This window comes from Streptomyces sp. CBMA123, assembly GCF_014596465.1.
Taxonomy (GTDB): Bacteria; Actinomycetota; Actinomycetes; order Streptomycetales; family Streptomycetaceae; genus Kitasatospora.
The window spans coordinates 1-24,574 of the sequence record NZ_MECK01000613.1; the positions used below are offsets into that span (position 1 = coordinate 1).

The 24,574-nt window shown below is 73.9% G+C and carries 24 protein-coding genes; 14 read left to right on the forward strand and 10 right to left on the reverse strand.

Going from position 1 to position 24,574, the window contains the following annotated elements; translation table 11 throughout:
• Nucleotides 1–160: 160 nt before the first annotated feature.
• The 7 genes from BG452_RS39810 (at nucleotide 161) to paaE (ending at nucleotide 7,123) form a co-directional block, all read left to right on the forward strand.
• Nucleotides 161–820, forward strand: a complete 660-nt coding sequence (locus BG452_RS39810; RefSeq protein WP_188309228.1) for a response regulator — start codon at nucleotides 161–163, stop codon at nucleotides 818–820.
• Between the two features lie 717 nt (nucleotides 821–1,537).
• The gene (locus tag BG452_RS39815; protein WP_317621444.1) at nucleotides 1,538–2,905 is read left to right on the forward strand and encodes a M20 family metallopeptidase; all 1,368 of its coding nucleotides are present in this window, start codon (nucleotides 1,538–1,540) and stop codon (nucleotides 2,903–2,905) included.
• Between the two features lie 268 nt (nucleotides 2,906–3,173).
• Nucleotides 3,174–4,217 carry a 1,2-phenylacetyl-CoA epoxidase subunit PaaA gene (paaA, locus tag BG452_RS39820; RefSeq protein ID WP_317621445.1) on the forward strand — a complete coding sequence of 348 codons (1,044 nt, stop codon included), beginning with the start codon at nucleotides 3,174–3,176 and terminating at the stop codon, nucleotides 4,215–4,217.
• A complete protein-coding gene (gene paaB / locus BG452_RS39825; protein ID WP_188309230.1) occupies nucleotides 4,214–4,543 on the forward strand; it encodes a 1,2-phenylacetyl-CoA epoxidase subunit PaaB in 330 nt (109 codons plus the stop codon). Before paaA ends, paaB begins: the two co-directional genes overlap by 4 nt.
• Complete coding sequence (paaC, locus tag BG452_RS39830) at nucleotides 4,527–5,462, forward strand: 1,2-phenylacetyl-CoA epoxidase subunit PaaC (protein ID WP_188309231.1); 936 nt, start codon at nucleotides 4,527–4,529, stop codon at nucleotides 5,460–5,462. Before paaB ends, paaC begins: the two co-directional genes overlap by 17 nt.
• Nucleotides 5,456–5,998, forward strand: coding sequence for a 1,2-phenylacetyl-CoA epoxidase subunit PaaD (paaD, locus tag BG452_RS39835; RefSeq protein ID WP_188309232.1), 543 nt, complete (start codon nucleotides 5,456–5,458; stop codon nucleotides 5,996–5,998). Before paaC ends, paaD begins: the two co-directional genes overlap by 7 nt.
• Nucleotides 5,999–7,123 carry a 1,2-phenylacetyl-CoA epoxidase subunit PaaE gene (gene paaE / locus BG452_RS39840; RefSeq protein ID WP_188309233.1) on the forward strand — a complete coding sequence of 375 codons (1,125 nt, stop codon included), beginning with the start codon at nucleotides 5,999–6,001 and terminating at the stop codon, nucleotides 7,121–7,123.
• A 9-nt stretch (nucleotides 7,124–7,132) separates the two neighbouring features.
• On the opposite strand, the gene BG452_RS39845 is transcribed toward paaE, so the two are convergent.
• Both BG452_RS39845 and BG452_RS39850 read right to left on the reverse strand, forming a co-directional pair.
• The gene (locus BG452_RS39845; RefSeq protein WP_188309234.1) at nucleotides 7,133–8,326 is read right to left on the reverse strand and encodes an NAD(P)-binding domain-containing protein; all 1,194 of its coding nucleotides are present in this window, start codon (nucleotides 8,324–8,326) and stop codon (nucleotides 7,133–7,135) included.
• A gap of 130 nt (nucleotides 8,327–8,456) precedes the next feature.
• Nucleotides 8,457–8,828 carry a YbjQ family protein gene (locus BG452_RS39850; RefSeq protein ID WP_188309235.1) on the reverse strand — a complete coding sequence of 124 codons (372 nt, stop codon included), beginning with the start codon at nucleotides 8,826–8,828 and terminating at the stop codon, nucleotides 8,457–8,459.
• Between the two features lie 125 nt (nucleotides 8,829–8,953).
• Here BG452_RS39850 and BG452_RS39855 point away from each other — a divergent pair, with 125 nt between their 5' ends.
• The 3 genes from BG452_RS39855 to BG452_RS39865 all read left to right on the forward strand — a co-directional run bounded on the left by BG452_RS39855 (nucleotide 8,954) and on the right by BG452_RS39865 (nucleotide 11,338).
• A complete protein-coding gene (locus BG452_RS39855) occupies nucleotides 8,954–9,883 on the forward strand; it encodes a hypothetical protein (RefSeq protein ID WP_188309236.1) in 930 nt (309 codons plus the stop codon).
• Nucleotides 9,884–10,035: 152 nt separating this feature from the next.
• A complete protein-coding gene (locus BG452_RS39860) occupies nucleotides 10,036–10,488 on the forward strand; it encodes a hypothetical protein (RefSeq protein ID WP_188309237.1) in 453 nt (150 codons plus the stop codon).
• A 97-nt stretch (nucleotides 10,489–10,585) separates the two neighbouring features.
• The gene (locus BG452_RS39865; protein WP_188309238.1) at nucleotides 10,586–11,338 is read left to right on the forward strand and encodes a peptidyl-tRNA hydrolase; all 753 of its coding nucleotides are present in this window, start codon (nucleotides 10,586–10,588) and stop codon (nucleotides 11,336–11,338) included.
• A gap of 174 nt (nucleotides 11,339–11,512) precedes the next feature.
• On the opposite strand, the gene BG452_RS39870 is transcribed toward BG452_RS39865, so the two are convergent.
• Complete coding sequence (locus BG452_RS39870; RefSeq protein ID WP_188309239.1) at nucleotides 11,513–12,631, reverse strand: fatty acid desaturase family protein; 1,119 nt, start codon at nucleotides 12,629–12,631, stop codon at nucleotides 11,513–11,515.
• Nucleotides 12,632–12,639: 8 nt separating this feature from the next.
• A complete protein-coding gene (locus BG452_RS39875) occupies nucleotides 12,640–13,650 on the reverse strand; it encodes a ferredoxin reductase (RefSeq protein WP_188309260.1) in 1,011 nt (336 codons plus the stop codon).
• A gap of 132 nt (nucleotides 13,651–13,782) precedes the next feature.
• Between BG452_RS39875 and BG452_RS39880 the strand changes: the two genes are divergently transcribed.
• Complete coding sequence (locus tag BG452_RS39880; protein WP_188309240.1) at nucleotides 13,783–14,931, forward strand: PucR family transcriptional regulator; 1,149 nt, start codon at nucleotides 13,783–13,785, stop codon at nucleotides 14,929–14,931.
• A 312-nt stretch (nucleotides 14,932–15,243) separates the two neighbouring features.
• On the opposite strand, the gene BG452_RS39885 is transcribed toward BG452_RS39880, so the two are convergent.
• The 3 genes from BG452_RS39885 to BG452_RS39895 are packed head-to-tail and all read right to left on the reverse strand — an operon-like array spanning nucleotide 15,244 to nucleotide 17,668.
• Nucleotides 15,244–15,993 (reverse strand): ABC transporter permease, encoded by a 750-nt coding sequence (locus BG452_RS39885; protein WP_188309241.1) that lies wholly within the window; start codon nucleotides 15,991–15,993, stop codon nucleotides 15,244–15,246.
• A 23-nt stretch (nucleotides 15,994–16,016) separates the two neighbouring features.
• Nucleotides 16,017–16,754, reverse strand: a complete 738-nt coding sequence (locus BG452_RS39890) for a hypothetical protein (protein ID WP_188309242.1) — start codon at nucleotides 16,752–16,754, stop codon at nucleotides 16,017–16,019.
• Entirely contained in the window at nucleotides 16,751–17,668 is a 918-nt protein-coding gene (locus BG452_RS39895; protein WP_188309243.1) for an ATP-binding cassette domain-containing protein, read from the reverse strand. Before BG452_RS39895 ends, BG452_RS39890 begins: the two co-directional genes overlap by 4 nt.
• 188 nt (nucleotides 17,669–17,856) lie before the next feature.
• Between BG452_RS39895 and BG452_RS39900 the strand changes: the two genes are divergently transcribed.
• Both BG452_RS39900 and BG452_RS39905 read left to right on the forward strand, forming a co-directional pair.
• Nucleotides 17,857–19,131: a sensor histidine kinase gene (locus tag BG452_RS39900; protein ID WP_188309244.1), complete on the forward strand. Its 1,275-nt coding sequence runs from the start codon at nucleotides 17,857–17,859 to the stop codon at nucleotides 19,129–19,131.
• An 80-nt stretch (nucleotides 19,132–19,211) separates the two neighbouring features.
• Nucleotides 19,212–19,871 (forward strand): response regulator transcription factor, encoded by a 660-nt coding sequence (locus BG452_RS39905; RefSeq protein ID WP_188309245.1) that lies wholly within the window; start codon nucleotides 19,212–19,214, stop codon nucleotides 19,869–19,871.
• 104 nt (nucleotides 19,872–19,975) lie between these two features.
• Here BG452_RS39905 and BG452_RS39910 read toward each other — a convergent pair whose 3' ends face one another.
• The 3 genes from BG452_RS39910 to modA form a co-directional block, all read right to left on the reverse strand.
• Nucleotides 19,976–21,061 carry an ABC transporter ATP-binding protein gene (locus BG452_RS39910; protein WP_188309246.1) on the reverse strand — a complete coding sequence of 362 codons (1,086 nt, stop codon included), beginning with the start codon at nucleotides 21,059–21,061 and terminating at the stop codon, nucleotides 19,976–19,978.
• Nucleotides 21,062–21,170: 109 nt separating this feature from the next.
• On the reverse strand, nucleotides 21,171–21,986 hold the full coding sequence (locus tag BG452_RS39915) for an ABC transporter permease (RefSeq protein ID WP_188309261.1): 816 nt from the start codon (nucleotides 21,984–21,986) through the stop codon (nucleotides 21,171–21,173).
• Nucleotides 21,987–22,087: 101 nt separating this feature from the next.
• Nucleotides 22,088–22,954, reverse strand: a complete 867-nt coding sequence (gene modA / locus BG452_RS39920) for a molybdate ABC transporter substrate-binding protein (protein WP_188309247.1) — start codon at nucleotides 22,952–22,954, stop codon at nucleotides 22,088–22,090.
• 437 nt (nucleotides 22,955–23,391) lie between these two features.
• On the opposite strand from modA, the gene BG452_RS39925 reads away from it, so the two are divergent.
• Nucleotides 23,392–24,459 carry an RNA ligase (ATP) gene (locus BG452_RS39925; protein ID WP_188309248.1) on the forward strand — a complete coding sequence of 356 codons (1,068 nt, stop codon included), beginning with the start codon at nucleotides 23,392–23,394 and terminating at the stop codon, nucleotides 24,457–24,459.
• Nucleotides 24,460–24,574 lie beyond the last annotated feature (115 nt).

The window sequence follows — 24,574 nt, forward strand, 5'->3', positions numbered from 1 at the left end:
TCTACGCCCGGCTGCCCGCGCCGGACCGGCCGGTGCGGGCAGCGCCGCCACCCCCGCCGTCGGAGCCCTCGCCGCTCGGGCCCCCGCAGTCCGGCCCGAGCCCGCAGCCCCTGTCGTCGCAACCGCCACCGCCCGAGCCCCAGCAGCCGAAGGACGCCACATGATCCGCACGATGGTGGTCGACGACGACGCGCTGGTGCGCCTCGGCCTGGTCGACCTCCTCACCCAGGACCCGGCACTGACCGTGGTCGCCGAAGCCGCCGACGGGATGCAGGCCGTCGAGCTGGCCCGCGGCCACCGGGTCGACGTCGCGCTGATGGACATCCGGATGCCCCGGTTGGACGGGATTGCCGCCACCCGGCGGCTGCGCCAACTCCCCGACCCACCGCGGGTGATCGCGCTCACCACCTTCGACCTGGACGAGTACGTGTACCAGGCGCTCGCCGCCGGCGCGGACGGCTTCCTGCTCAAGGACACCCCGCCCGCCGAGATCGCCCGAGCCGTCCACGTGGTCGCCGCCGGGCAGGGGATGCTGCACCCGGCGGCCGCGCGACGGCTGATCGACCGGTACCACCGGGTCGGTGCGCCCCGGTGCGTGGCCGCCCGCGGCCGGATCGCCGGGCTCACCCCGCGCGAGACCGAGGTGCTGCGCGAACTCGCCGACGGGCTCTCCAACGCCGAGATCGCGGGCGTGCTGGGGATGCGGGAGAGCACCGTCAAGGCGCACGTCAGTCGGATCCTGACCGCGCTCGGGGTGGCCAACCGGGTCCAGGCGGCGCTGCTCGCACGGGATGCGGGGCTGATCGGGGACGGTGCCTGACGGCGGGCGCTCGCGAGGGCAGGGTGGGGCGCAGCGTCGGACGGCGTTCACGCGGATGTTCCCCGGAGGTCGGTTCGGGCGTCGCCGTGGGCTTCCCTGAGCCCTCGCGTGCCTCCGGTTGGTACCGCCCGCTGAGCCGTTGTCACCCATCCGGCGTGGAAATGCCGAGCCTTGGCCGTTTGCGCTGCCGAACCCGGGCGGCGGGTCCATGGTGGAGATGGGTGCGATCCGGCGACCGCGCCCGCGCGTCGATCCGGGCCCGGCCCGCCGAACGCCCGCCGCTTCCTTCCACGGGCGCCCGAAACCGGGGCCCGTACCGGCACGCTGGGAACAGGGCCACCTCGCAGGAAACCGAACGGTTCTTCTAGGCTCACATCTCGGCTTCCCTGCGGCGGTGCGGTCACTGCACCCGCCACCAGGAGGCCGCCGTCCACGGGGCTCCGGGCGGACCGGAGCCACCGGATCGAGCGAGGAGGACGCAATGCCAAGCATGCCGCCCAGCCGTTCCACCGCACTTGGGCCAGACGGGCCGTTCCGACGGGCCGTGCAACATCCCGGCCGACGGGTGCGGTCCGGCCGGGCCTGGTACCCGGGCGGGAGCGGTCGGCCGGTACGGCCGCTGAATACCGGCTGCGGCCGCGGAGGCGAGCGTTGAGTCCCCAGATCGTCGGGTCGCCGGCCGCACCGGGTGCCGCCGCGGAACCCGACCGCGTACCGGTGACCGTTCCCGCCGCCACCGACGGCGAAGCCCTGGTCGCCACAGCCGACCCTGCCGCTCCAGGTGCTCCCGGTGCTCCCGGTACTTCGGTAGCGGGGCCTGCCGCCGCCGAACCGGCCAACTCCGGCGCCACGATGGCCGGCTCGACCACTGCCGTCGCCGCCGCCGTCACCGCTGCCGCCGCGACCACCACGGCGCTGCCCGGACTGCCGCAGGCGCTCAGCACCCGGGCCCGCACGCTGGCCGGCGCCGTCCGGCGGCGCTGCGTGGACCTGGCCCGGATCGAGTCGCCCAGTGGTGACGCACCCCGACTCGACGCGCTCGCCGAGGAGTTGGCGGCCGGATTCCGGGCCACTGGGGCCACCGCCCGCCGCGAACCCGGTCCGGCCGGGGACCACCTGGTGCTGGAGTGGGAGGGGCGGGACGAGACCCTGCCCCATCTGCTGATCGTCGGCCACCACGACACCGTCTGGCCGGCCGGCACCCTGGCGGACTGGCCGGTGACCGAGCAGGACGGGCGGCTCACCGGGCCCGGCGTGGTCGACATGAAGGGCGGACTCGCCATCCTGGAGGGCGCGTTGGCGCTGCTCGCGGACCTGGGGCAGCGGCCGCACCGCACCGTGCGACTGGTCGTGGTGTCCGACGAGGAGGTCGGCAGCCCGGACGGGCGGCGTCTGGTCGAGCGCCAACTACGCGGCGCGGCGGCAGTCTTGGGGCTGGAGCCGCCGCACCCGGACGGCCGGTTGAAGACCGCGCGGCGCGGCAGCACCCGGGTGCGGCTCACCGTCACCGGCCGGGAGGCCCACGCGGGCAACGACGCCCACGACGGGGTGTCGGCGGTGGACGAACTCGTCGACCAGCTCGTGCTCGTCCGGGGTCTGGCCGGTCAGCCGGGCACCGAGCTCAACGCCGGTCGGATCAGCGGCGGTTCGCGGGCCAACGTGGTCGCCGGACGGGCCGAGGCGGAGCTGGGGCTGCGCTTCTCCACCGTCGAGGCGCAGCGCCGTACGCTCGACAACCTGGCCCGGCTGACCGCGCTGCGGCCGGGGGCGCGGGTGCGGACGGAGGTGTTGTCCAGCCGGCCGGCCTGGCCCGAGCGGAGCGGCAACCCGCTGCTGAGGCACGTGCGTTCGCTCGCCGCGGTGCTCGGGCAGCAGCTGGACGGCGCGCCGGCGGGCGGGGCCGGGGACACCAACCTGCCGGGCTCGCGCGGGCTGCCGACCCTGGACGGCTTCGGCGCGGTGGGCGCCGGTGCCCACGCCCGGCACGAGTACATCCGGCTGGACCAGATCGCTCCGCGGATCGCCCTGCTGGCGACGCTGCTCGCGGTGCCGCTGCCGCGGCTGCGGGACCGCGGGGAGGGGTGAGCCGGGACGGCTGACAGGTCACAGCTGGCAGCCGACGGATGACAGCGGACAGATAACAGATCACAGATGACGGATAACAGCTGACAGATTTCAGATTCTGTCAGCTGTTATCCGTTTCCCGGCGGCTCCCGGCAGCTCCTCGGCGGCTCCCAGCACCTCCCCGTCTCTCCCGGCGCCTCGTCCGTCCCTTGCCATCCCTCCGTTCCGCCGCGCAGAATGGTACCGACCGAACGGTCAGTCGGTCGCGCTTACGTGAAAGGGGACCGTGGTGACAGCAGAGGTGGCCGAGGCGGTCCCCGCGCAGACGCCGGAGGACCGGTTCGACGCGGTGATCGCGGCCGAGCAGCGGATCGAGCCCAGGGACTGGATGCCCGACGCCTACCGGGCCACGCTGATCCGCCAGATCGCCCAGCACGCCCACTCCGAGATCATCGGCATGCAGCCGGAGGGCAACTGGCTCACCCGGGCCCCCTCGCTGCGCCGCAAGGCCATCCTGCTGGCCAAGGCCCAGGACGAGGCGGGGCACGGCCTCTACCTCTACGCCGCCGCCGAGACCCTCGGCGTCGACCGTGCCGAGCTCACCGAGAAGCTGATCAGCGGCCGCCAGAAGTACTCCTCGATCTTCAACTACCCCACCCTCACCTTCGCCGACGTCGGCGTGATCGGCTGGCTGGTGGACGGCGCCGCGATCTGCAACCAGGTCCCGCTCTGCCGCTGCAGCTACGGCCCGTACGCCCGGGCGATGGTGCGGGTCTGCAAGGAGGAGTCCTTCCACCAGCGCCAGGGCTACGAGCTCCTGATGACCCTGATGCGCGGCACCGAAGGCCAGCGCCGGATGGTCCAGGACGCGGTGGACCGCTGGTGGTGGCCGTCGCTGATGATGTTCGGCCCGCCGGACGCCGACTCGCCGAACACCGCCCGCTCGATGGCCTGGCGGATCAAGCGCCACACCAACGACGAGCTCCGGCAGCGCTTCGTCGACATGACCGTGCCGCAGGCCGAGCACCTGGGTGTCACCCTCCCCGACCCCGAGCTGCGCTGGAACGAGGAGCGCGGCGGCTGGGACTTCGGCGAGCCGGACTGGGCCGAGCTGACCAGGGTCATCCAGGGCCAGGGCCCGTGCAACGCCCAGCGGATCGACCGCCGCCGGGCCGCCCACGAGGAGGGCGCCTGGGTGCGCGAGGCGGCCGTCGCCTACGCGGCCAAGCGCGCCGCCGAAGCAGCCGACGCCGCACCCGCACCAGCACCCGCGGCCGACGCCGCACCCGCGGCCGCCGGGCCGCAGACCCCCGAACAGGAGAACGGAAAGTGACCGAGCCCCAGCCGGCGCCCCAGCCGGAGCCCCAGCCCGAGTCCAAGGCCGGCTGGCCGTTGTACGAGGTGTTCGTGCGCCCCCGGCGCGGCCTGAACCACGTCCACGTGGGCTCGCTGCACGCCTCCGACGACCGGATGGCCCTGCTCGCCGCACGCGACCTGTACACCCGCCGCAACGAGGGCGTCAGCCTCTGGGTGGTCCGCTCGGCCGCGATCACCGCCTCCACCCCGGACGAGCGTGACCCGTTCTTCGAGCCCAGCGGCGACAAGGTCTACCGCCACCCGACCTTCTACGACATCCCCGAGGATGTCCCGCACATCTGACGGGGGAGCCACCGTGCACGACCACACCGCGTCCGCCACCGAGGACGACCACGTCTACCTCAGCCTCGCCGGAGCCACGCCCGGCCCCGAGGGCGAGGGCCGCTGGGCGTACGGGACGGGCTTCGCCGACCCGCTGCTCGGCGTGGACACCGCCCTGCCCGACGGCCTGGCCGGTCCGGACCTCGCCGCCTACTGCCAGATGCTCGGCGACGACGCCCTGGTGCTCGCCCAACGGCTGATCGAGTGGTGCACCCGGGCACCCGAGCTGGAGGAGGAGGTCGCGCTCGCCAACCTCGGCCTCGACCTGCTCGGCCAGGCCCGGCTGCTGCTCACCCGGGCCGGTCAGGCGGACGGCTCCGGCCGCACCGAGGACGACCTGGCGTACTGGCGGGAGGAGCACGAGTTCCGCAACGTCCGCCTGGTGGAGGCCCCGAACGGCGACTTCGCGTTCTCGGTCGCCCGGCTGCTGCTGTTCGCCACCGCCCGCGGCGCGCTGTACGAGGAGCTGAGCGCGCACCCGGACCCGGTGCTGGCCGCGGTCGCGGCCCGGGGCGTCAAGGAGCTGGCGTACCACCGCGAGTACGCCACCGCCTGGACGCTGCGGCTCGGCGACGGCACGCCGTACTCGGCGGAGCGGATGCAGGCGGGGCTGGACGCGGTCTGGCCGCTGCTGGAGGAGTTGTTCACCGCGCACCCGGTGGAGCTGCGGGCCGGCGTCGACCCGGCGGGGCTGCGCGAGCCGGTGCTGCGGGAGCTGGCCGCCGTCCTCGCCGAGGCCGGGCTGACCGTGCCGGACGTTCCGCCGCTGGCCACCGTGCTGGGCCGGGCCGGCCGGGACGGGGTGCACACCGAAGTGCTCGGCCCGCTGCTCGCCGAGCTGCAGGCGGTGGCCCGCGCGCACCCGGGGGCGACGTGGTGACGGGCACCGCGGACACCGTCCGCGACCTGGCCTGGGAGGTCGCCGCGGCCGTCCCGGACCCGGAGCTGCCGATGCTCACCCTGGCCGACCTGGGCGTGCTGGCCGGCGTCGAGGTGGACGGCGGCAGCGGCACGGTGACCGCCTGGCTGACCCCGACGTACTCGGGCTGCCCGGCCGTCGCCGAGATGGCCGCCGACGTCGACCGCCGGCTGCGCGCCGCCGGGTACCCGGACGTCCGGGTGCGGCTGCGGCTGAACCCGCCCTGGTCCACCGACCTGATCACCGCCGAGGGCCGCCGCAAGCTCGCCGAGGCGGGCATCGCCCCGCCGCGCCCCACCTCGGCCCTCGCCCCCGCCACGGGGCCGGTCCCGCTCGCCCTCGGTCCCACCCGCACCGGAGCCGCGGCCCCCGTGCCCTGCCCGCACTGCGGCGGCACCGACACGGAGGAGCTGTCCCGCTTCGGCTCCACCGCCTGCAAGGCGCTCTGGCGCTGCCGCGCCTGCCGCGAGCCGTTCGAACGCGTCAAGGAGATCTGAATGCCCGCCGCGACCCCTGTGTCGGACCCCGTTCGCCCGGCCCGCCGCCCGGCCTTCCACCGGCTGCGGATCGACCGGGTGGAGCGGCTCTGCGAGGACGCCGTGGCGGTGACCTTCGCGGTGCCGGACGGCCTGGCGGCCGAGTACGCGTTCCGGCCCGGGCAGACGCTGACCCTGCGCAAGCTGGTGGACGGCGCGGACGAGCGCCGCTCGTACTCGATCTGCGCCCCGGTCGGAGGGCCGCTGCGGATCGCCGTCCGGGAGGTGCCCGGCGGGCTGTTCTCGCGCTGGCTGGTGCGCGAGGCCCGGCCCGGTGAGGAGGTCGAGGTACTGACCCCGTCCGGCCTGTTCACCCCCGAGCTCGGCGAGCCCGCCGACCACGTGCTGCTCGCGGCCGGCTCCGGCATCACCCCGATGCTGTCGATCGCCGCCTCCGTGCTGGCCGCCGACCGCCGCTCCACCGTCACCCTGCTCTACGGCAACCGGCGCAGCGACACCGTGATGTTCGCGGACGAGCTGGCCGACCTGAAGGACCGCTACCTCGGCCGCTTCCAGCTGGTCCACGTGCTCTCCCGGGAGACCAGGGACGCCGAACTGCTCAGCGGCCGGCTGGACCCGGAGCGGGTCCGGGCGCTGCTGACGGCGCTGGTGGACGTCGGCGCGGTCGGGCACTGGTGGCTGTGCGGCCCGTTCGGCATGGTCGCCGGGGCGAAGGAACTGCTCGCCGGCCTGGCGGTGCCCGGCGAGCGGGTGCACCAGGAGCTGTTCCACGCCGAGGACGAGCCGCTCGCCGAGCGCGACGAGGACTGGGACGGCACGGACGGCGAGGCCTCGGGCACGCCCGGCGAGCGCAGCGAGGTCACCGTCGTCCTCGACGGGCGCGGCAGCACCCTCACCCTCCCGCGCGACCGCTCGATCCTGGACGGCGCCCAGCGCTCCCGCCCCGACCTGCCGTTCGCCTGCAAGGGCGGGGTCTGCGGCACCTGCCGGGCGCTGGTCACCGAGGGCGAGGTGGAGATGCGCCGCAACTTCGCGCTGGAGGAGAAGGAGCTGGCGGCCGGTTACGTGCTCACCTGCCAGGCCCGGCCGGTTACCGACCGGGTCACCGTCGACTACGACCGCTGAGGCGGGCCGTCAGACGGTGGCGGGGGCCAGGACGGGGGCCTGCGGGGGCTCGTGGGCGGGTTCGTGCGGGGGCTCGTGGGTGGGCTTGGGCCAGGCCGCCTCGGCCGGGTCCCCGAGGAGTTTGACCAGGTCGTTGACGGCGGCGCGGCCCGCCCGGTTGGCGCCGACGGTGCTGGCGGACGGGCCGTAGCCGACCAGGTGGACGCGGGGGTCGGCGGTGGCACGGGTGCCGGTCAGCGCGATCCCGCCACCGGGGGAGCGCAGGCCGAGCGGCGCAAGGTGGCCGACCTCGGGGCGGAAGCCGGTCGCCCAGACGATCGCGTCCACCGTCAGCTCCTCATCGCCCCAGGCGGCCCCGTGCTCGGTGAGCCGGTCGAACATCGGCCGGCGGTGCAGCGCGCCCAGCTCCTCGGCGCGGCGGTAGGCGACCGAGGGGCCGAGGCCGGTCACGCTCACCACGCTGCGCACCGGCAGGCCTTGGCGGACCCGCTCCTCGACCTTGGCGACCACCGCGCGCCCGTACTCGGGGGTGAACGGGCCCTCGTGGTAGACGGGTTCGGAGCGGGTGGCCCAGACCGTCTCGCCGACCGCGGCGACCTCCGAGAGCACCTGGATCGCCGAGGCGCCGCCGCCCACCACCAGGACGCGCCGGCCCGCGAACTCCTCGGGCCCGCGGTACTCGGCGTAGTGCAGCTGACGGCCCGCGAAGTGGCCCGGGTAGTGGGGGAGGAAGGGGCGGGTCCAGGTGCCGGTGGCGTTGATCAGTGCCCGGGTGGACCAGGTGCCGCGGTCGGTCTCGACCAGCAGCCGGGAGTCGGGGTGCTCGGACTCGGGGCGCACCGCGTGGACCGCGACCGGGCGTACGACCGGGAGCGCGTGCCGGGTTTCGTACGCCGTGAAGTACCCCGGCACCACCTCCCGGGCGCGGGCCTCCGGGTCGGGCGCCGGGAGTTCGGCGTCCGGGAGGTCGTGGAAGCCGTGCACGGTGGCCATCCGCAAGGAGGGCGAGCGGTGCGCCCAGGCACCGCCGGGGGTGGCGTTGGCGTCGAGGACGACGAAGCCGCCGTCGACTCCCTCCTCGTAGGGCGCGACACCGCGGCGGCCGAGGTGGTAGGCGGCGGACAGTCCGGCCTGTCCGGCGCCCACCACCAGGACGTCCACGAGTCGCCGACCGGCCGCGTTGGTTGCACCGTAAACAGTCACGCCCGTGAAACATCGGGGGGTCGGTGGCTGTTCCCGTGAGGGGCCCGCGGTGCGGGGGCGGTGCGATGCGGCGCGGGGTGGTGCGCTGCGGGGTGGTGCGATGTGTGGGCAGGGGTGCGGGTGGGGTGGCTCAGGTGATGGGGGAGATCACCGCGGCGGTGCCGTACGCGCAGATCTCGGTGCCGACGTCCGCCGCCTCCGTCACGTCGAAGCGCATCATCAGGACGGCGTTGCCGCCGCGCGCCTTGGTCTGCTCGACCAGTCGCTGCATCGCCTCGTTGCGGCTCTCGACCAGGGTCTTCGTCAGACCCCGCAGCTCGCCGCCGATCAGCGACTTCAGCCCGGCGCCGATCTGGCTGCCGATGTGGCGGCTGCGCACGGTCAGCCCGAAGACCTCGCCGATCACGTGATCGACCCGGAATCCGGGGATGTCGTTGGTGGTCACGACCATGACGTCGGCGTTCGGGCCCTGCCCGCCGCCGAACTCGTTGATGTCAGCCATGGGGGCCATCCTGCCGGTGTCGTGCGTCCGGGTGACAGAGGCGCGGCCGCGAGGTGGCCGAGATGGGTCTCCGGAAGCTGGTTCAGACCGGTGATCGGGCGGCCGAAAGGCCGTACCGTAGCCCCATGGGCGAGCGAAGCGATCATCCGCAGGGGCCGGGCGCGGCGGAGTACTCCGACGCGCCGGAGATCGAGGCGACGGTGGTGCTGGGCCTGCGGATCACCGACTGGCCGGCGCTGCGCGCGGCCGCGATCAGGGCCGTCGAGGAACTGGACTTCGAGGGCATCGACCCGGCGGGCCAGCGCCGTGAACTGCTGCGCGAGGTGGCCGAGGACGCCAACGCGGCGCTCGGCGCACTGCTGCACCCCGACCGGCTGGTGGCCGCGATCCCCGGGGTGGAGGCGATCGGCGGCACGCTGGAGATCAGCGTCACCGAGGACTTCACCCCGGACTTCGCCGAACTGTTCCCGCTGGACGGCGAGGAGGAGGACGGCGGCGCGGGCGCGGACTGGACCCTCACCCCGCGCACCGCCTGCCTGCTGCACGCCCAGCTGCTCGGCCTGGCCGACGCCGCCTACGACGACCTCGACGAACACGGGGACGACCCGGTCGTCGACGGCGAGGACGTCGACTGGACGGTCTTCGCCCGGCTGCCCCAGCGCACGTGGCGGCTGCACCGCGGCTGGCGGCGCACCATGGCCCGCGCCTTCGACGACCTGGCCGACGACCTCGCGCTCGGCGAATGGCCGCTGCCGCGCTGCCTGGCCGAGGAACTCGCGCTGCGGATGGCCCTGTTGGACGCCCGGACCCTGCTGGGCTCCCAGCCCGAATCGGTGGCCGACATGATGGGCGACCTCCCGGCCGATCTCTACGACTACGACTGGGACGGCTGCCACGACGAACTGTTCGGCGCGTACGGGCCGGACGACGGGGACCCGGAGCTCGGCGCGGAGCAGCGCACCGAACTGCTGCTGGCCGCGACGCACCCCGAGGGATGGTTCCTGATCTACGAGGACGCGGAGGAGCGGGACCCGCAGCGCGGCTACCGGCGCTGAGCGGGCGTCGGTCGGGGGCCGGGGGCTAGGCTGCCGACATGTCCGATGTGTCTGGTGTGCGCGGTGTGCCCTCGGGGGATTCGGGCCCGGGGGAGTCGGGTTCGGGCGGGCCGGGATCAGGTGGGCCGGGTTCGGTCGGGCCGGGGACGGCGGTGGACGAGTCGGCGCTGGGGCGGATCGCGCTCGGGCTGGACGGTGTGCGGGCGGCGCAGCGCGGGCGGACCGCCGAGGCGCGGACCAGCTTCGAGGCCCTGTGGGACGAACTGGGCGAGCGGGACGTCTTCCACCGCTGCGTCCTGGCGCACTATCTGGCCGACCTGCAGGACGACCCCCGGGCCGAACTGGAGTGGGACCGGCGGGCCCTCGCGGCGGCCGACTCGCTGACCGCCGAGCGCGCCGCGACGTACGAGTCCGCCCTCCAGGTGCGGGCCTTCTACCCCTCGCTGCACCTCAACCTGGCCTCCGACCACCTCAAGCTCGGGGAGCCCGACCTGGCGCGCGAGCAGCTGGAACGGGCGGTGCGGAGCCTGGACGCGCTGCCGGAGGACGCGTACAGCGCGGGGATCCGGGCGGCGGTGGACGAGCTGCGGCAGCGGCTGCGCTGAGCAGCGACCGCCGGGCCCGGGGCGCGGTACGGAGGTGGTGCGGGCGGGGTGCGGGGGTGGGCCGGGGCGGTGGGGGTGGGGCTGGCATGCTGGACGGGTGACTTCTCCGTTCGATGACCCGGCCCCCGTTCCCGCCCCCGGCGCCGTTCCCGACCCCCAGGACCGCGACGAGCGACCGCAGTACGTGCTGCCGCTGGTCGTCCGGCTGGAGAAGGCGACGCCGCCAGGGCGGACGGACGCGCTGGAGACCTCGGCGCGGGCGGTGCTGACGCTGCTCGCCGACCCCCGGGTGACCGAGGTGGACGGGGAGTGGGCGGAGCGGGTCGCGGCCTGGGAGGACGCCCGGATCCGCAAGGTGGTCCGGCGGGCCCGGGGCGGGGAGTGGCGCCGGGCCGGGGAGCTGCCCGGCATCACGGTGCGGGGGCGGGAGGCGGAGGTGCGGGTGTTCCCGCCGATCCCGTTGGACGGCTGGCCGAAGGAACTCGCCAAGTTGCAGGTCTCCGGGACGGACTTGGAGGAGACCGCCGAGGTCGGCGCGCCCGAGCCGGGGCTGCCGGTGCTGTGGCTCAACCCGGGGCTGGAGATGAGCGCGGGCAAGACCATGGCCCAGACCGGCCATGCGGCGCAGCTCGCCTGGTGGCGGCTGGACGAGGCACAGCGCAAGGAGTGGGCGGAGTCGGGCTTCGCGCTCGCGGTCCGCACGGCGGCGCCGGAGGTGTGGGAGGAGCTGGTCCGCAGCGAGCTGCCGGTGGTCCGGGACGCGGGCTTCACCGAGATCGCCCCCGGGCCGACCGTTGTGTTCGAAGGCGGCGAGCGCTACTGCCCCACCCCGCGCCTCCGGCGCCCGTGAACGCCCCGCTCTGACCCCGGCATCCTGACCCCGGCATCCTGGCCCCGGCGTCCTGACCCCGGGATGGCGATGTAGCAGGTCAGGTGCGCGCGTTCCCGGCAGTCGCATGCCCCGGCCGGGCCTTCGTGGAGGGGCGGGGGTGGCGCTCCCCCCCACGAGGCCCGGTACCGGGAATCAGGCCGTGACGAGCTCCCGCTCGCGGCCCGGTGTCGTGACCTTGGGCTTCCTGTTCGGCAGCGAGAGCCGGAAGACCTTGTGCCACGCGGAGAACACCTGCTTGGGCAGCGGCCCGGTGACGTACTCCAGCTCGTACTTCTCGAACAGCGCGCGCACCTTCACCGCGACCTCGGCGTAGCGGTTGCTCGGCAGGTCCGGGAACAGGTGGTGCTCGATCTGGTGCGACAGGTTGCCGGTCATGAAGTGCATGGCCTTGCTGCCGCTGATGTTCGCCGAGCCCATCATCTGGCGCAGGTACCACTGGCCGCGCGTCTCGCCCTTGATCGACTGGCGCTCGAAGACCTGGACGCCCTCGGGGAAGTGCCCGCACATGATCACCGAGTGGGTCCAGATGTTGCGGACCAGGTTCGCGGTGAAGGTGGCGGCGAGCGTGGTGAGGAACGACGGGCCCGACAGCAGCGGGTGGATCACGTAGTCCTTGACCACCTGCTTGCGGATCTTGCGGCCCACGGCCTTGGCCCGCTCGCGGAACTGCGGGTCCTTGCGGCGGCGCTTCTGCAGGTTCTTGCCGAGCTCCAGGTCGTACGCCGCGATGCCGTACTCGAAGAAGCAGGCGTTGAGGAAGTTCCACAGCGGCTGGCCGAGGTGGAACGGGTGCCACTTCTGGTCCTCGTCGACGCGCATGATGCCGTAGCCGAGGTCGTTGTCCTTGCCGATCACGTTGGTGTACGTGTGGTGCAGCTCGTTGTGCGAGTGCTTCCACTGCTCGGACGGCGCGACGTGATCCCACTCCCAGGTGGTGGAGTGGATCTTCGGGTCCCGCATCCAGTCCCACTGGCCGTGCAGGACGTTGTGGCCGATCTCCATGTTGTCCATGATCTTCGCCACGGACAGCCCGGCGGTGCCGAGCAGCCACGCGGGCGGGAAGATCGAGAACAGCAGCACGCCCCTGCTGGCCAGCTCGAGCTTGCGCTGCGCCGAGATGACCTTGCGGATGTAGGCGGCGTCCTTCTCGCCGCGGGCGGCGATCACCTCGTCGCGGATCGCGTCCAGCTCGCGGCCGAGCTCCTCGATCTGCTCCGCGGTCAGGTGGGCGGTGGGGTCGATGGCGGTCAAGGTGCCTCTTACCGTTCGATGTCGCAGGGGCCCGCCGCGGCGGACACGCAGGTCTGGATGAGGACGCCCGGCTCGGCCTCGGTGATGTCGCCGGTGCGCAGGTCGCGGACGGCGCCCGCCTTGAGCGGCGTGACGCAGCCGAAGCAGATGCCCATGCGGCACCCGGAGGGCATGAGCACACCGGCTTCCTCGCCGATGTCCAGCAACGGCGTGGCGCCGTCCGCGTCGACGGTCTTGCCGGTGGCGCTGAACGTGACCTCGCCGCCGTCGCCGGCGACGACGATGCGGGGGCGGAACCGTTCGGTGTGCAGGCGCTCCTGGAAGCCGTGCTCGGTCCAGTGCTCCTCTGCGGCGTCGAGCAGGCCCGCGGGCCCGCAGGCCCAGGTCTCGCGCTCGGCCCAGTCGGGCACGAGTTCGCCGAGACGGGCGATGTCGAGCGTGCCGTCCGTGGCGGTGTGCACCTCGGTGAGGCGAAGCTTCTGGTCCGCGACCAGGCCGTGCAGTTCGGTGCGGAAGATCACGTCCTGCGGCTGCGGCGCGCAGTGGACCATGACGGCGTCGTCGAACTCGGTGTCGCGCAGCATGCCCATCACGGGCGTGATGCCGCTGCCGGCCGTCAGGTAGAGCACCTTGGCGGGCTTGGCCCGCGGCAGCACGAAGTCACCGGTCGGCTGGTCGAGCTGGATCAGCGTGCCCGGTGTCGCCCTGCGGACGAGGTGGTTGCTGACCTTGCCGTCCGGGATCGCCTTCACGGTGATCGTGATGCGGCCGTCCCGGCGGTTCGTCGGCGAGGTGATGGAGTAGGCACGCCACAGGCGCTTCCCGTCGACGTCGACCCCGATCCGCACGTACTGACCGGCCGTGTGGCCGCGCCAGCCCCGTCCCGGCCTGATCACGACGGTCGCCGCGTCAGCCGTCTCGGGGTGCACGGCCTCGATGCGCCCACGCAGGTCGGCGCCCGCACGCAGCGGGCTGACCAGGTCGAGGTAGTCCGACGGCAGCAGCGGCGTCGTGACCATCTCCAGCAGCTTCCATGCCCTGCTGCGGAGGGCTGCACTCGTCATGACTCCAGCTTGCTGCGCCTCAGGGCGTAAAGTCCTGACCGTAGGACGTAAATCTGCTCGGATGAATTGTTCGCAGGGAACAAGAACATGAGCCATGCAACCCGAAGGGCCAGCGAACTGGTCCTGGACGAGACGACGGTCACCGCGCTTCGGGCCGCGCTGACGGCCACCGCCGACGAGGTCGTCGAGGCGATCATCGACGAAGTCCCTCCCTATGCCAACGCCCTTTCGGGCCGCATGGGCGGCACCATCCGCCGAGCCGTCCGCACCGCCCTGGGGCACTACCTGGACCTCGCGAGCGGGAACGCCACGGGTGGCGACGCCGGTGACGCGGCCTACGAGCTGGGCCGCGGCGAGGTGCGCGACGGCCGTTCGATGGACGCCCTGCTCGGCGCCTACCGCGTCGGCGCCCGCGTGGCCTGGCGATGCCTGGCAGCGGGTGCCGTACCCGCAGGTCTGCCCGCCGCCGAGGTCGCCAAGTTCGCCGAACTGACCTTCGCCTACATCGACGAACTCTCCGCCGCGAGCGCCGCGGGCCATGCCGACGAACTGGCCGCCCGGGGCAGGGCCCACGAGCGCCACCTGGAACACCTGGCCCGCGACCTCCTCGCCGGCGCGAGCCCGGAGGTGTTGCTGGCCGCTGTTCAACGGGCCGGGTGGCAGCCCCCGGTTTCGCTGACCGCGGTCCTGCTGCCCGCGGCCCAGGCCCGGCCCGCCTACCGCGCGCTCGACCCGAGCACTCTCGTGCTCGACGATCTGCCGGACGCCACCGGTGTCCTGCTCGTCCCCGACGCCGAACGATCACACCTCTTGCGGCAGCTGACCGACCGCACCGCCGTGGTCGGCCCGGCACGGCCATGGACTCGTGCGTCCGCCTCGTACGCACGAGCCCTACGCGCGCGCTCCCTCTCCGCCGATATTCGCGACACCGAGGACCACCTGCCCGAGCTGGTGCTGAGCGCCGACGTGGACGCGTTCGCAGACCTGCGTGCCCGAGCCCTCGCACCGTTGCGGACCTTGCCCGTCGCGACCGCGCGGCGGCTGGAGGAGACGTTGCGGGCGTGGCTGCTGCACCAGGGCAGGCGGGACGAGGTGGCGGCGGAGTTGTTCGTCCATCCTCAGACAGTCCGGTACCGGATGTCGCAGCTGCGGGAGCTGTTTCCGGATCTCGCATCGCCACACCGGGTCCTCGAACTGACCCTGGCGGTGGGGCTTCGGGTGTGCTTGCCGGAGTAGTAGCCGCGAAGTCGCTCGGTCTCCCCCGAGTCCACGCCGACCAGGGTGCCCGACGCCCGACGTGCAGACCAAGATCAATGCAACCCGAACAACCCTCCCTGTCCACCTTGCGCGTTCAGGTGCTCCTCGGCTTCGCCGCCGCCTGCGTGATGAACCTGGGCAAGAGGTAGGCCCGGCGAAGACGACGAAGCCCCGACCGGCAACGGATGGGCCCCGTCACGCCACCCTGACCGCACCCCTCTGGCTGTCATCTGTTCGCCGTCGTCCGTCAGTCGTCAGTCGTCAGTCCTCCGGTGTCCGTCCGACGCTCGCCTACGCGTCCGAGGTCTGGTGCCGGCGCATCGCCCGCAGGCCGCCGTACACGGCCGCGGCTGTCCAGAGTGCCATGATCAGCAGTCCCGTCCAGTGCCCGTAGTGGACGTCCGGCTCCGCCTGGGTGCGCATCGCGTACAGGCCGGCCCGGTCGGGCAGGAACTGGCCCGCTTCGCGGACGCCGGGGATCGCGGCCAGCCAGGTGGTGCCGAGGAAGACCATCGGGGTGAGCAGTCCGAGGGCCGCGCTGAAGTTGCCCAGCATCGCGGTCAGCCCGAGGCAGAGCAGCACCATCAGCGGGTGGTAGAGCACTCCGGCCAGGAAGCTGCGGGCCAGACCGGGGGTGGAGAGGTCCAGCCCGGCCGTGGCGTCGACGGCGAGGAAGCAGCACGCGGTCGTGACCAGGCCCAGCAGCAGGCCCAGTCCGGCGCCGAGGGCGAGCTTGGCGCCGTACAGTCGCCCGCGCCCGGGGACGGCGGTGAGCGAGGTGCCGATCATGCGGGTGTTGAACTCCTGCCCGATCAGCAGGATCCCGAGGCAGGCCACCGCGACGTGGCCGAACAGCAGCCCGTAGTAGATCGTGTCGGCCGGGTCCTTGCCGGACCCGGGCGCCGGTGCGCCCTCGGACGCGCTGACGGCCGCGCTGACGCCGACGGTCAGCACCAGGGCGGTCAGCGGGGCCGCCCACTGTGAGGGCAGGGTGGTGAACTTGATCCGTTCGGCGCGCAGGGCGTTGCCGAAGCCGGGCATCCTCATCTCTCCTTCGCGCGAAGTCACTTGGCGCGCCGCAGGGCGCGCAGGCCGCCGTACACGGCCGCGCCCGTCCAGAGCGCCATGATCAGCAGTCCGGTCCAGTGCCCGTACACGGTGTGCGGGTCGTCGGTGTAGTGCAGTGCGTACTGGCCGGCCCGGTCGGGCAGGAACTGCACCACGTCCCGTGCGCCGGGTACGCCGGCGAGCAGGGGCGAGAGCAGGAAGACGGTCGGGCCCAGCAGGCCCATGGCGGCGGTGAGGTTGCCGAGCAGCGTGGTCGCCCCGAGGCAGAGCACCACCAGCAGCGCCGGGTAGAGCACTCCGGCCGTGGCCGCGCGGGCGAAGGCGGGGCCGTGCCACTCGGCGGGGACGGTGGCCGCGTACCCGGCGAAGGCGCCCGCCGTGCCGAGTGCGCCCGCGCCGAGGCCGATGAGGGCGCCCAACGCCAGTTTGGCGCCGTACAGTCGGCCGCGTCGGGGGACGGCGGTGAGCGAGACGTCGAGCATCCGGGTGTTGAACTCCTGCCCGATCAGCAGGACTCCGAAGGCGACCAGGGCGGCCTGGCCGAAGTTGAGCCCGTAGAAGACGCCGATGCCCGGGTCGTCGGTGATGTTGTGGTCCTTGCCGCCGAGGGACGCGCCGACCCCGGCGGTGACGCCGGCGGTGAGCAGGACGGCGATCAGCGGCGGGAGCCAGAGCGAGCGGAGGGTGGTGAGCTTGATCCGTTCGGCGCGGAGGGCGCAGGCCAGGGCGTTCATCCGGTGGCCTCGGCGCGGTACTCGACACTGTCGGCGGTCATCCGCATGAACGCCTCCTCCAGCGAGTCCTGTTGGACCGCGATCTCGTACAGCACCACACCGCTGGCGGCGGCCAGGGCGGCGATCCGCTCGGGGTCGATGCCGGTCACCTCCCAGGCCCCGTCGTCGACCTGTTCCGCGGTGAAGCCGCGGTCGCCGGCGCCGAGCAGGGCGGCCAGTTTGGCCGGGTCGACGGCCCGGATCCGGATCCGGGTCCGGCCGTGGCGGTCGATGAAGTCGGTGGTGGCGGCGTCCGCGAGCAGCCGGCCGCGGCCGATCACCACCAAGTGGTCCGCGGTGAGCGCCATTTCGGTCATCAGGTGGGAGGAGACCAGCACCGCCCGGCCCTCGGCGGCGAGCTCCCGCAGCAGGCCCCGGATCCAGCGGATGCCTTCCGGGTCCAGGCCGTTGACCGGTTCGTCCAGCAGCAGCACCGGCGGGTCGCCGAGCAACGCGGCGGCCACTCCCAGGCGTTGGCGCATCCCGAGCGAGAAGCCCCGGATCCGCCGCCCCGCCGCCTCCGCCAGCCCGACCTGGCCGAGCACCTCGCCGACCCGCCGCTCCGGCAGGCCGTTGCTCGCGGCGAGCCAGCGCAGGTGGCCCTGCGCGGTCCGCCCGCCGTGCAGGGCCTGGGCGTCCAGCAGCGCGCCCACCTGCCGCAGCGGCTCGGCGAGTTCGGTGTACGGGCGGCCGCCGACCAGGGCGCGCCCGGCGGTGGGGCGGTCCAGGCCGAGGACCATCCGCATGGTGGTGCTCTTCCCGGCGCCGTTCGGGCCGAGGAAACCGGTCACCACGCCCGGGCGGACCTCGAAGGACAGGTCATCGACGACCCTCCGGCCGTCGTACTCCTTGGTCAGACGCTGGATCTCGATCACGGCCGCCGTCCCTCCTCGCTGGTGGTCGCCGCCCGTGCTCCGGGCGGTGGCCCCATTCGACCGGAGTGGGGTGCTCGGGCGGATCCCGCCGCGGTGGGGACGTGTCTCCCTCCCGGGAGGGAGCGGGCGCGATCCCCGCGGGGGAACGGGCACGGCCGTTGAACTGGCAGGATGGGCCGGTGCCAAGAATGAGCGCGTCCCGGATCCGGGACGGAGTGACCGGACTCCTCGCCCCGCTGCTGGCCGGCGCCACCTACGCCCGGCTGCTGCACCTGCTGGTCGGGTGGATCTTCGCGGGCGTCGTGCTGATGATCTATCCGGGGACGTACCACAAGACCCTCGGCGAGATCCTGGTGCCGAGCGTCTCGGTGGACGTCGCGCTGCTCGCGCTGGTCGCGCTGATCCCGGCGGCGCGGCGGGCCGAGGGGGTGCAGGCCCGGCTGCTGCTGGTGCCCGACCGGGAGGAGGACATCGGCGTCGAGCCGTCCCGCACCTGGGCCGACCGGCGGCGCACGGCCGGCTGGCTGATCGGTCGGGTGGTGCTCGGTACGGCGGTCGGCGTCGCGACGATCTTCGGCCTCGCCCCGGCCTTCGACCTGCTGACCGGTCCGCGCGCCTTCTGGTACCTCCCGCTCGCCCCCCTGATCGCGCTCGGCTACGGCTGGTTGGTGGTGGGCGCCGGGCGTCTCGAACTCTCCATAGCCGTACGGCTGTTGGGACCGTCACCGGCGGACCGGCTGGCGGAGGCCGAGCTGCGGGCCGAACGGCTGCTGGAACGCAACCGGCTGGCCCGCGAGCTGCACGACTCCATCGGCCACGCCCTGACGGTGACGGTCCTCCAGGCGGGCGCGGCGCGTGAGGTCGGGGACGCGGCCTTCGTCGCCAAGGCCCTCGAAGTCATCGAGGAGACCGGGCGGCAGGCGATGGACGACCTCGAACGCACCCTGGTCCTGCTGCGCGAGACCCCGGCGGGCGGTGGCGCGGCGGGCGGCGGTGCGGCGGGCGGTTCACCCGGTGGCTCGGCGGGGAGCGGGACGGCCACCGAGCAGCCCGGCATCGACCAGCTGCCCGCGCTGTTCGACACCGTCCGCGCGGCCGGCAGCCCGGTCGACGCGCGGATCGAGGTGCCCGCCGGGGTGCTGCCGGGGGTGCTCTCGCGCGAGTCCTACCGGATCGTCCAGGAGGGCGTGACCAATGCGCTCAAGTACGCGCCCGGTGAGTCGGTCGGCGTCCGGATCGCCGTCCGGGACGGGCAGTTGGAGCTGCGCTGCGCCAACCGGCTGGTGACGGCGCCCGGCCGGGGCGCACCGGGCCGGGCCGGCTCGCGCAAGGGCGGCAAGGGGCTGCGCGGCATCCGCGAGCGCGCCGCGCTGCTCGGCGGCGAGGCCGTCGTCGGGGCGGCCGCCGACGGGAGCGCGCTGTGGGTGCTCGACGTCCGGCTGCCCCTACGCTTGGGCTCGTGACGAATGATCTCGCGGGTGGTGGGGGCCGGGTGGGCCCTGCGGGTGTTGCGGGCGACGCCCGGACGGGAGGCGGTACCGGCATGACCGACATCCTGCTCGCCGACGACGAGGAACTGGTCCGGGCCGGACTGCGCGCCGTGCTGGAGGCCCAGGGCGACCTGCGGGTGGTCGGCGAGGCGGCCGACGGCGCGGAGGCGGTGACGCTGGCCCGTACGCTGCGCCCGCACGTGGTGCTGATGGACGTCCGGATGCCCGTCCTGGACGGCCTGGCGGCCACCCGCGAACTGCTGCGTCCCGGCGCGCCGGGGGAGCGGCCGCCGCGGATCCTGGTCGTCACCACCTTCGAGAACGACGACTACGTCTACCAGGCCCTGCGCGCGGGCGCCGACGGCTTCCTGCTCAAGCGCTCCCGCCCGGCCGAAATCGCCCACGCGGTGCGGCTGGTGGCGGCCGGTGAGTCGCTGCTGTTCCCGGCCGCGATCCGCCGGCTGGCCGCCGGGCACGGCAACCCCGCCGCCCGCGCCACGATGGAACGGGCGGCGCTGACCGGGCGCGAGGCCGAAGTGCTGCGGCTGATGGCGCGCGGGCTCAGCAACGGGGAGATCGCCGGGCGGCTGGTCCTCGGGGTGCAGACGGTGAAGACCCACGTCAGCAGTGTGCTGGCGAAGCTCGGCGCGCGGGACCGGACCCAGGCGGTGATCGCCGCGTACGAGTCGGGGTTCGTCGAGCCGGCGGAGTAACGGAGTAGCGGCGTAGCGGCGTCGTCCGGTGGGTGTGTGGGTGTGTGGGTGCGTGGGCGAGCGGGTCCGTGGCTGTGCGGGTGTGCGGGTCGGTGGGTGCGCGGTCAGGCCGGGTAGGCGTGGGTCTGGGTGGCCTTGACCGAGGCCCAGACCCTCGCCCCCGGTGCCAGCCGCAGTTCGGCGACGGCGGCCGGGGTGAGGTCGGCGGCCATCGGCAATGCGCCGGAGAGTTCGGCGCGCACCTGGTCGCCGTGCAGGTCCAGGCCGGTGATCTCGGCCTCCCACAGGTTGCGGGCGCTGGACTGCGGGCGTTCCCGGTAGAGGGTGACGGCGGAGGGCGGGAAGGCCACGAACGCCGGCCCGGAGAGGTCCTCGGCGGTGGTCAGGACGGTGCCGTCCGGGAGGGTGACCCGGGCGCCCTCGGCCCGTCCCTGGTACAGGTTCAGGCCGACCAGCCGGGCGATGTAGTCGGTGCGCGGCCGGCGGGCGACCTCCGCCGGGCTGCCGGACTGCACCTCCTGGCCGTCCTCGATCACCACCAGCCGGTCGGCCAGCACCATGGCGTCCAGCGGGTCGTGCGTCACCAGCACCGCCACGTCCTCGAACTCGGCCAGGTGGCGCCGCAGTTGGGACCGTACGTCGAGGCGGGTGCGGGCGTCCAGGGCGGCCAGCGGCTCGTCCAGCAGCAGCAGCCGGGGCTGGACGGCCAGCGCCCGGGCGAGTGCCACCCGCTGGGCCTGGCCGCCGGAGAGCCGGCCGGGGCGCACCGAGGCGTGCTCGGCCAGGCCCATCCGCTCCAGCCAGGCCGCCGCCTCGGCCCTGGCCTCGCGCCTGGGCCGCCCCTGGCAGCGCGGACCAAAGGCGACGTTGTCGAGCGCGCTGAGGTGCGGGAACAGCAGGTAGTCCTGGAACACCACGCCGACCGGCCGAAGTTCGGCGGGGGTGTGCAGGCGCCGGGCCGGGTCCTCCAGCACGTGGCCGTCCAGGCGCAGGTGCCCGCCGCTGAGCGGGAGCAGCCCGGCGAGGGCGCGCAGCGCGGTGGACTTGCCGGCGCCGTTCGGGCCGAGCAGCGCGATCACCTCGCCGGGGGCTGCGGTGAGTGCGAGGTCGAGGGCGAACGCGGCGCGGTCGACCCGGAGGCGGGCGTCGAGGGCGGGGTTCGCGGCGGCGGTCGCCGTCGGGGGGTTCATCGGTTCGGCATCCTGTCGGAGTCCTGGGGCACGGCGTCGGGATCGGGCACGGCGCCGGGATCGGAGACGGCGTCGGGCACGGTACCGGGTACGGCGTCCGGGCTTGGGGTCACGGGGCCGACATCCAGCGGTCGCGCAGGCCGACGAGGACGGCGACGGAGACCACCAGCAGCACCAGCGACAGCGCGATCGCGGCCTCCGGATCGGACTCCATGGCCAGGTAGACGGCCAGCGGCATGGTCTGGGTCCGGCCCGGGAAGTTCCCGGCGAAGGTGATCGTCGCGCCGAACTCGCCGAGCGCCCGGGCCCAGGCGAGCACGGCCCCGGCGGCGATCCCCGGGGCGATCATCGGCAGGGTGACCCGGCGGAAGGCCGTCAGCCGGGAGGCGCCCAGGGTCGCGGCCGCCTCCTCGTAGCGGGGGTCGGCCGCCCGCAGAGCGCCCTCGACGCTGATCACCAGGAAGGGCATCGCCACGAAGGCCTCGGCGATCACCACCCCGGTGGTGGTGAAGGGCAGGGTGATGCCGAAGGCCGAGTCCAGCCAGGAGCCGACGATCCCGCGCCGCCCGAGCACCAGCAGCAGCGCCACCCCGCCCACCACCGGCGGCAGCACCAGCGGCAGGGTGACCAGCGCCCGGATCACCCGCCGGCCGGGCAGCTCGGTGCGGGCGAGCAGCCAGGCCAGCGGGACGCCGAGGACCAGCGAGACCGCGGTGGCGGCCGTCGCGCAGATCAGCGACAGCCGCAGGGCGTCCCAGACGGCGGTGCTGGTCAGCTGCTCGGACAGGCCGCTCCACGGCGCCCGCACCAGCAGTCCGACCAGCGGGAGGATCAGGAACGCCAGGCCGAGCAGCGCCGGGAGCAGCAGCGTGACCGGGACGCGCTGCGCCCCCGGGCGGCGGCGCGCGCCCCGGCGGCGCGGCAGGGCCTGCGCGGGTCCTGCTGGTGCCGGGGCGGGGTGGTCCGGGCCGGATCCGGTGCCGCGGTCGCGGTGGTCCGGCCGGCCGCTGTCGGTGGTGCAGTCCTTCACGGCGCCTGGAAGCCCGCCGCGGTCAGCACCTGCTTGGCCTCGGGGGACTGGACGTAGGCGACGAAGGCGGCCGCGCCGTCCTTGTTCGGGGCCTTGGCGAGCGCCGCGATCGGGTAGTCGTTCACGGCCTTGTCGGCCTCGGGGAAGTCCACGCCGTCGATCTTCGCAGCATCGGACCGCACATCGGTCTTGTACACCAGCGAGGCGTCGACCTCGCCGAGTTCGACCTTGGTGAGCGCGCCCTTGACGTCCTGCTCCAGGGTGACCGGGGTGAGGTCGACCCCGGCGGCCTTCAGCGCGGTGAGGGCGGCGGCGCCGCAGGGCACCTCCTTCGCGCACAGGGCGACCTTCACGCCGGAGCCGGTGAGGTCCTTCAGGCCCGCGACGTGCTTGGGGTTGCCCTTGGGCACGGCGATGGCGAGGGTGTTCCTGACGAAGGTCTTCGGCTGGCCGCTCGCGCCGCCCGCGTCGGTGACCGTCTTCATGGTGGCCGGGCTGGCCGCGGCGAAGACGTCCGCCGGGGCACCGGAGTTGATGCTGGTGGCGAGGGCGGAGCTGCCGCCGAAGTTGAACTTCACCTTGGCGCCCGGGTTGGCGGCCTCGAACTTCTTGCCGAGCTCGGTGAAGGTCTCCTTGAGCGAGGCGGCCGCGAACACGGTGATGTCGCCCTTCGCCTTCGGGACGCCGGCGCCGGTGCCGTCAGTGCCGGTGGTGCCGTCGGTGCTCGCGGTGGTGGCCGCTGCGGAGGCGGAGCCGGAGGACTTGCCGCCGTCGCTGCCGCAGGCGGTGGCCCCGAGGCTGAGCACGAGGGCCGCGGCGGCGGCGACGGCGAGTCTGCGGGTGGCGGTGGTGCGGGTGCTCATCGGTGGCTTCCCCTCCCGGGTTCGCGCCGGAAGGGGCGCGGAGGTGTGGCCGCAGGTGCGGCCATTACGGCGATCATAGTGCCGCAGATGCGAGCGATAAATCCTCTGTCGCATCGCACAGCCGGGGTGGGGCAGGGGGCTCGGGGCCGCTGTGCGAAGGCTCAAACGTGCACGGACGGTCGGGGGCGGTGGTGGGGGGCGCGGGGAGCGTGGGCCCGGGGTCGGCCCCGGGGGGGGCGGCCCGGAGTCGGGGTGGAGGCGGGTTGAGGTGGGGCGGGGACGGGGTCGCGGACAGGCCGGGGACGGGGCTCCGGGAAAACCCGTCGCGTCCGGGCCGGGGGAGCGGTCAGAGTGGGCGCAGCCCGTAGGCGCGGCCGACCGTCGGCCGCCCGGGCCCGACGGTCGATCCATGCGGATCCACGAGGAGGAGTCCGTCCATGTCCACGTTGCGCGTCACGGCTGAGCGGCTGGTCATCCTGGAGCACCCGAACGCCGACGCCCTGGAGCTGGCGCAGGTCGGCCTCTATCGGGCGGTGGTCGCGAAGGGCGCGTACCGGACCGGCGACCACGCCGTCTACATCCCCGAACAGGCCGTCCTGCCCGATGAGTTGGTCGAGGAGCTGGGCCTGACCGGCAAGCTGGCCGGCAGCGCGGCGAACCGGGTGAAGGCGGTACGGCTGCGCGGCGAGCTGTCGCAGGGCATCGTCTGCCGGCCCGGGGTGCTGGCCGACACCGATCTGGCCGGGGCCGCCGAGCGGGGCGAGGACTTCGCCGAACTGCTCGGGATCGTCAAGTGGCGGCCCCCGGTGCCGACTTCGATGAACGGTGACGTGGTCAGCGCGCCGGACCTGCTGCCCTGGGTGGACATCGAGAACCTCAAGCGCCACCCCGACGTCTTCGCGCCCGGCGAGCCCGTGGTGCTGACCGAGAAGCTGCACGGCAGTTGCTGCCTGGTCACGTACACCGCCGCCACCGGCGAGGTGCAGGTCTCCTCCAAGGGGATCGGCGCCCAGGGGCTGGCGCTGGCCGAGGACGAGCGCAACCTGTACTGGCGCGCGGTGCGCGCGTACGACATCCCGGCGGTGGCGGCCCGGCTGGCCGAACGGCTGGGCGCGGAACGGGTCGGGGTCTTCGGCGAGGTGTTCGGTGAGGGCGTGCAGGACCTGACGTACGGGGCCACCGCGCGCACCGAGCGCCCCGGGTACGCCGCGTTCGACGTGTCGGCCGTGGTCGACGGGCAGCTGACCTGGCTGTCGGCTGCCGAACTGCTGGATGGTGAACTGCCGTTGGTGCCCGAACTGTGGCGCGGGCCGTTCGACACCGCGACGGTGCTGACCTACGCGCAGGGCCGGGAGACTTACTCCGGGCGCGAACTCCACCTGCGCGAGGGGGTGGTGGTCCGGCCGGTGGTCGAGCGCTGGAGCCCGCTGCTCGGCGGGCGGGCGATCGCCAAGGTGGTCAGCGACGCGTACCTGACCCGCAAGGGCGGCACCGAGTACGAGTAAGCCGCCCGTCGCCCTTTCTTAGGGCCCTCCCGCACCTTCCTCGGCTGAATACCCGTCAGTAAGGTTGAAGGGTCGCCAAGCACGGCCGGCGTCCAGGACGTCCAGAAGGAGTGCC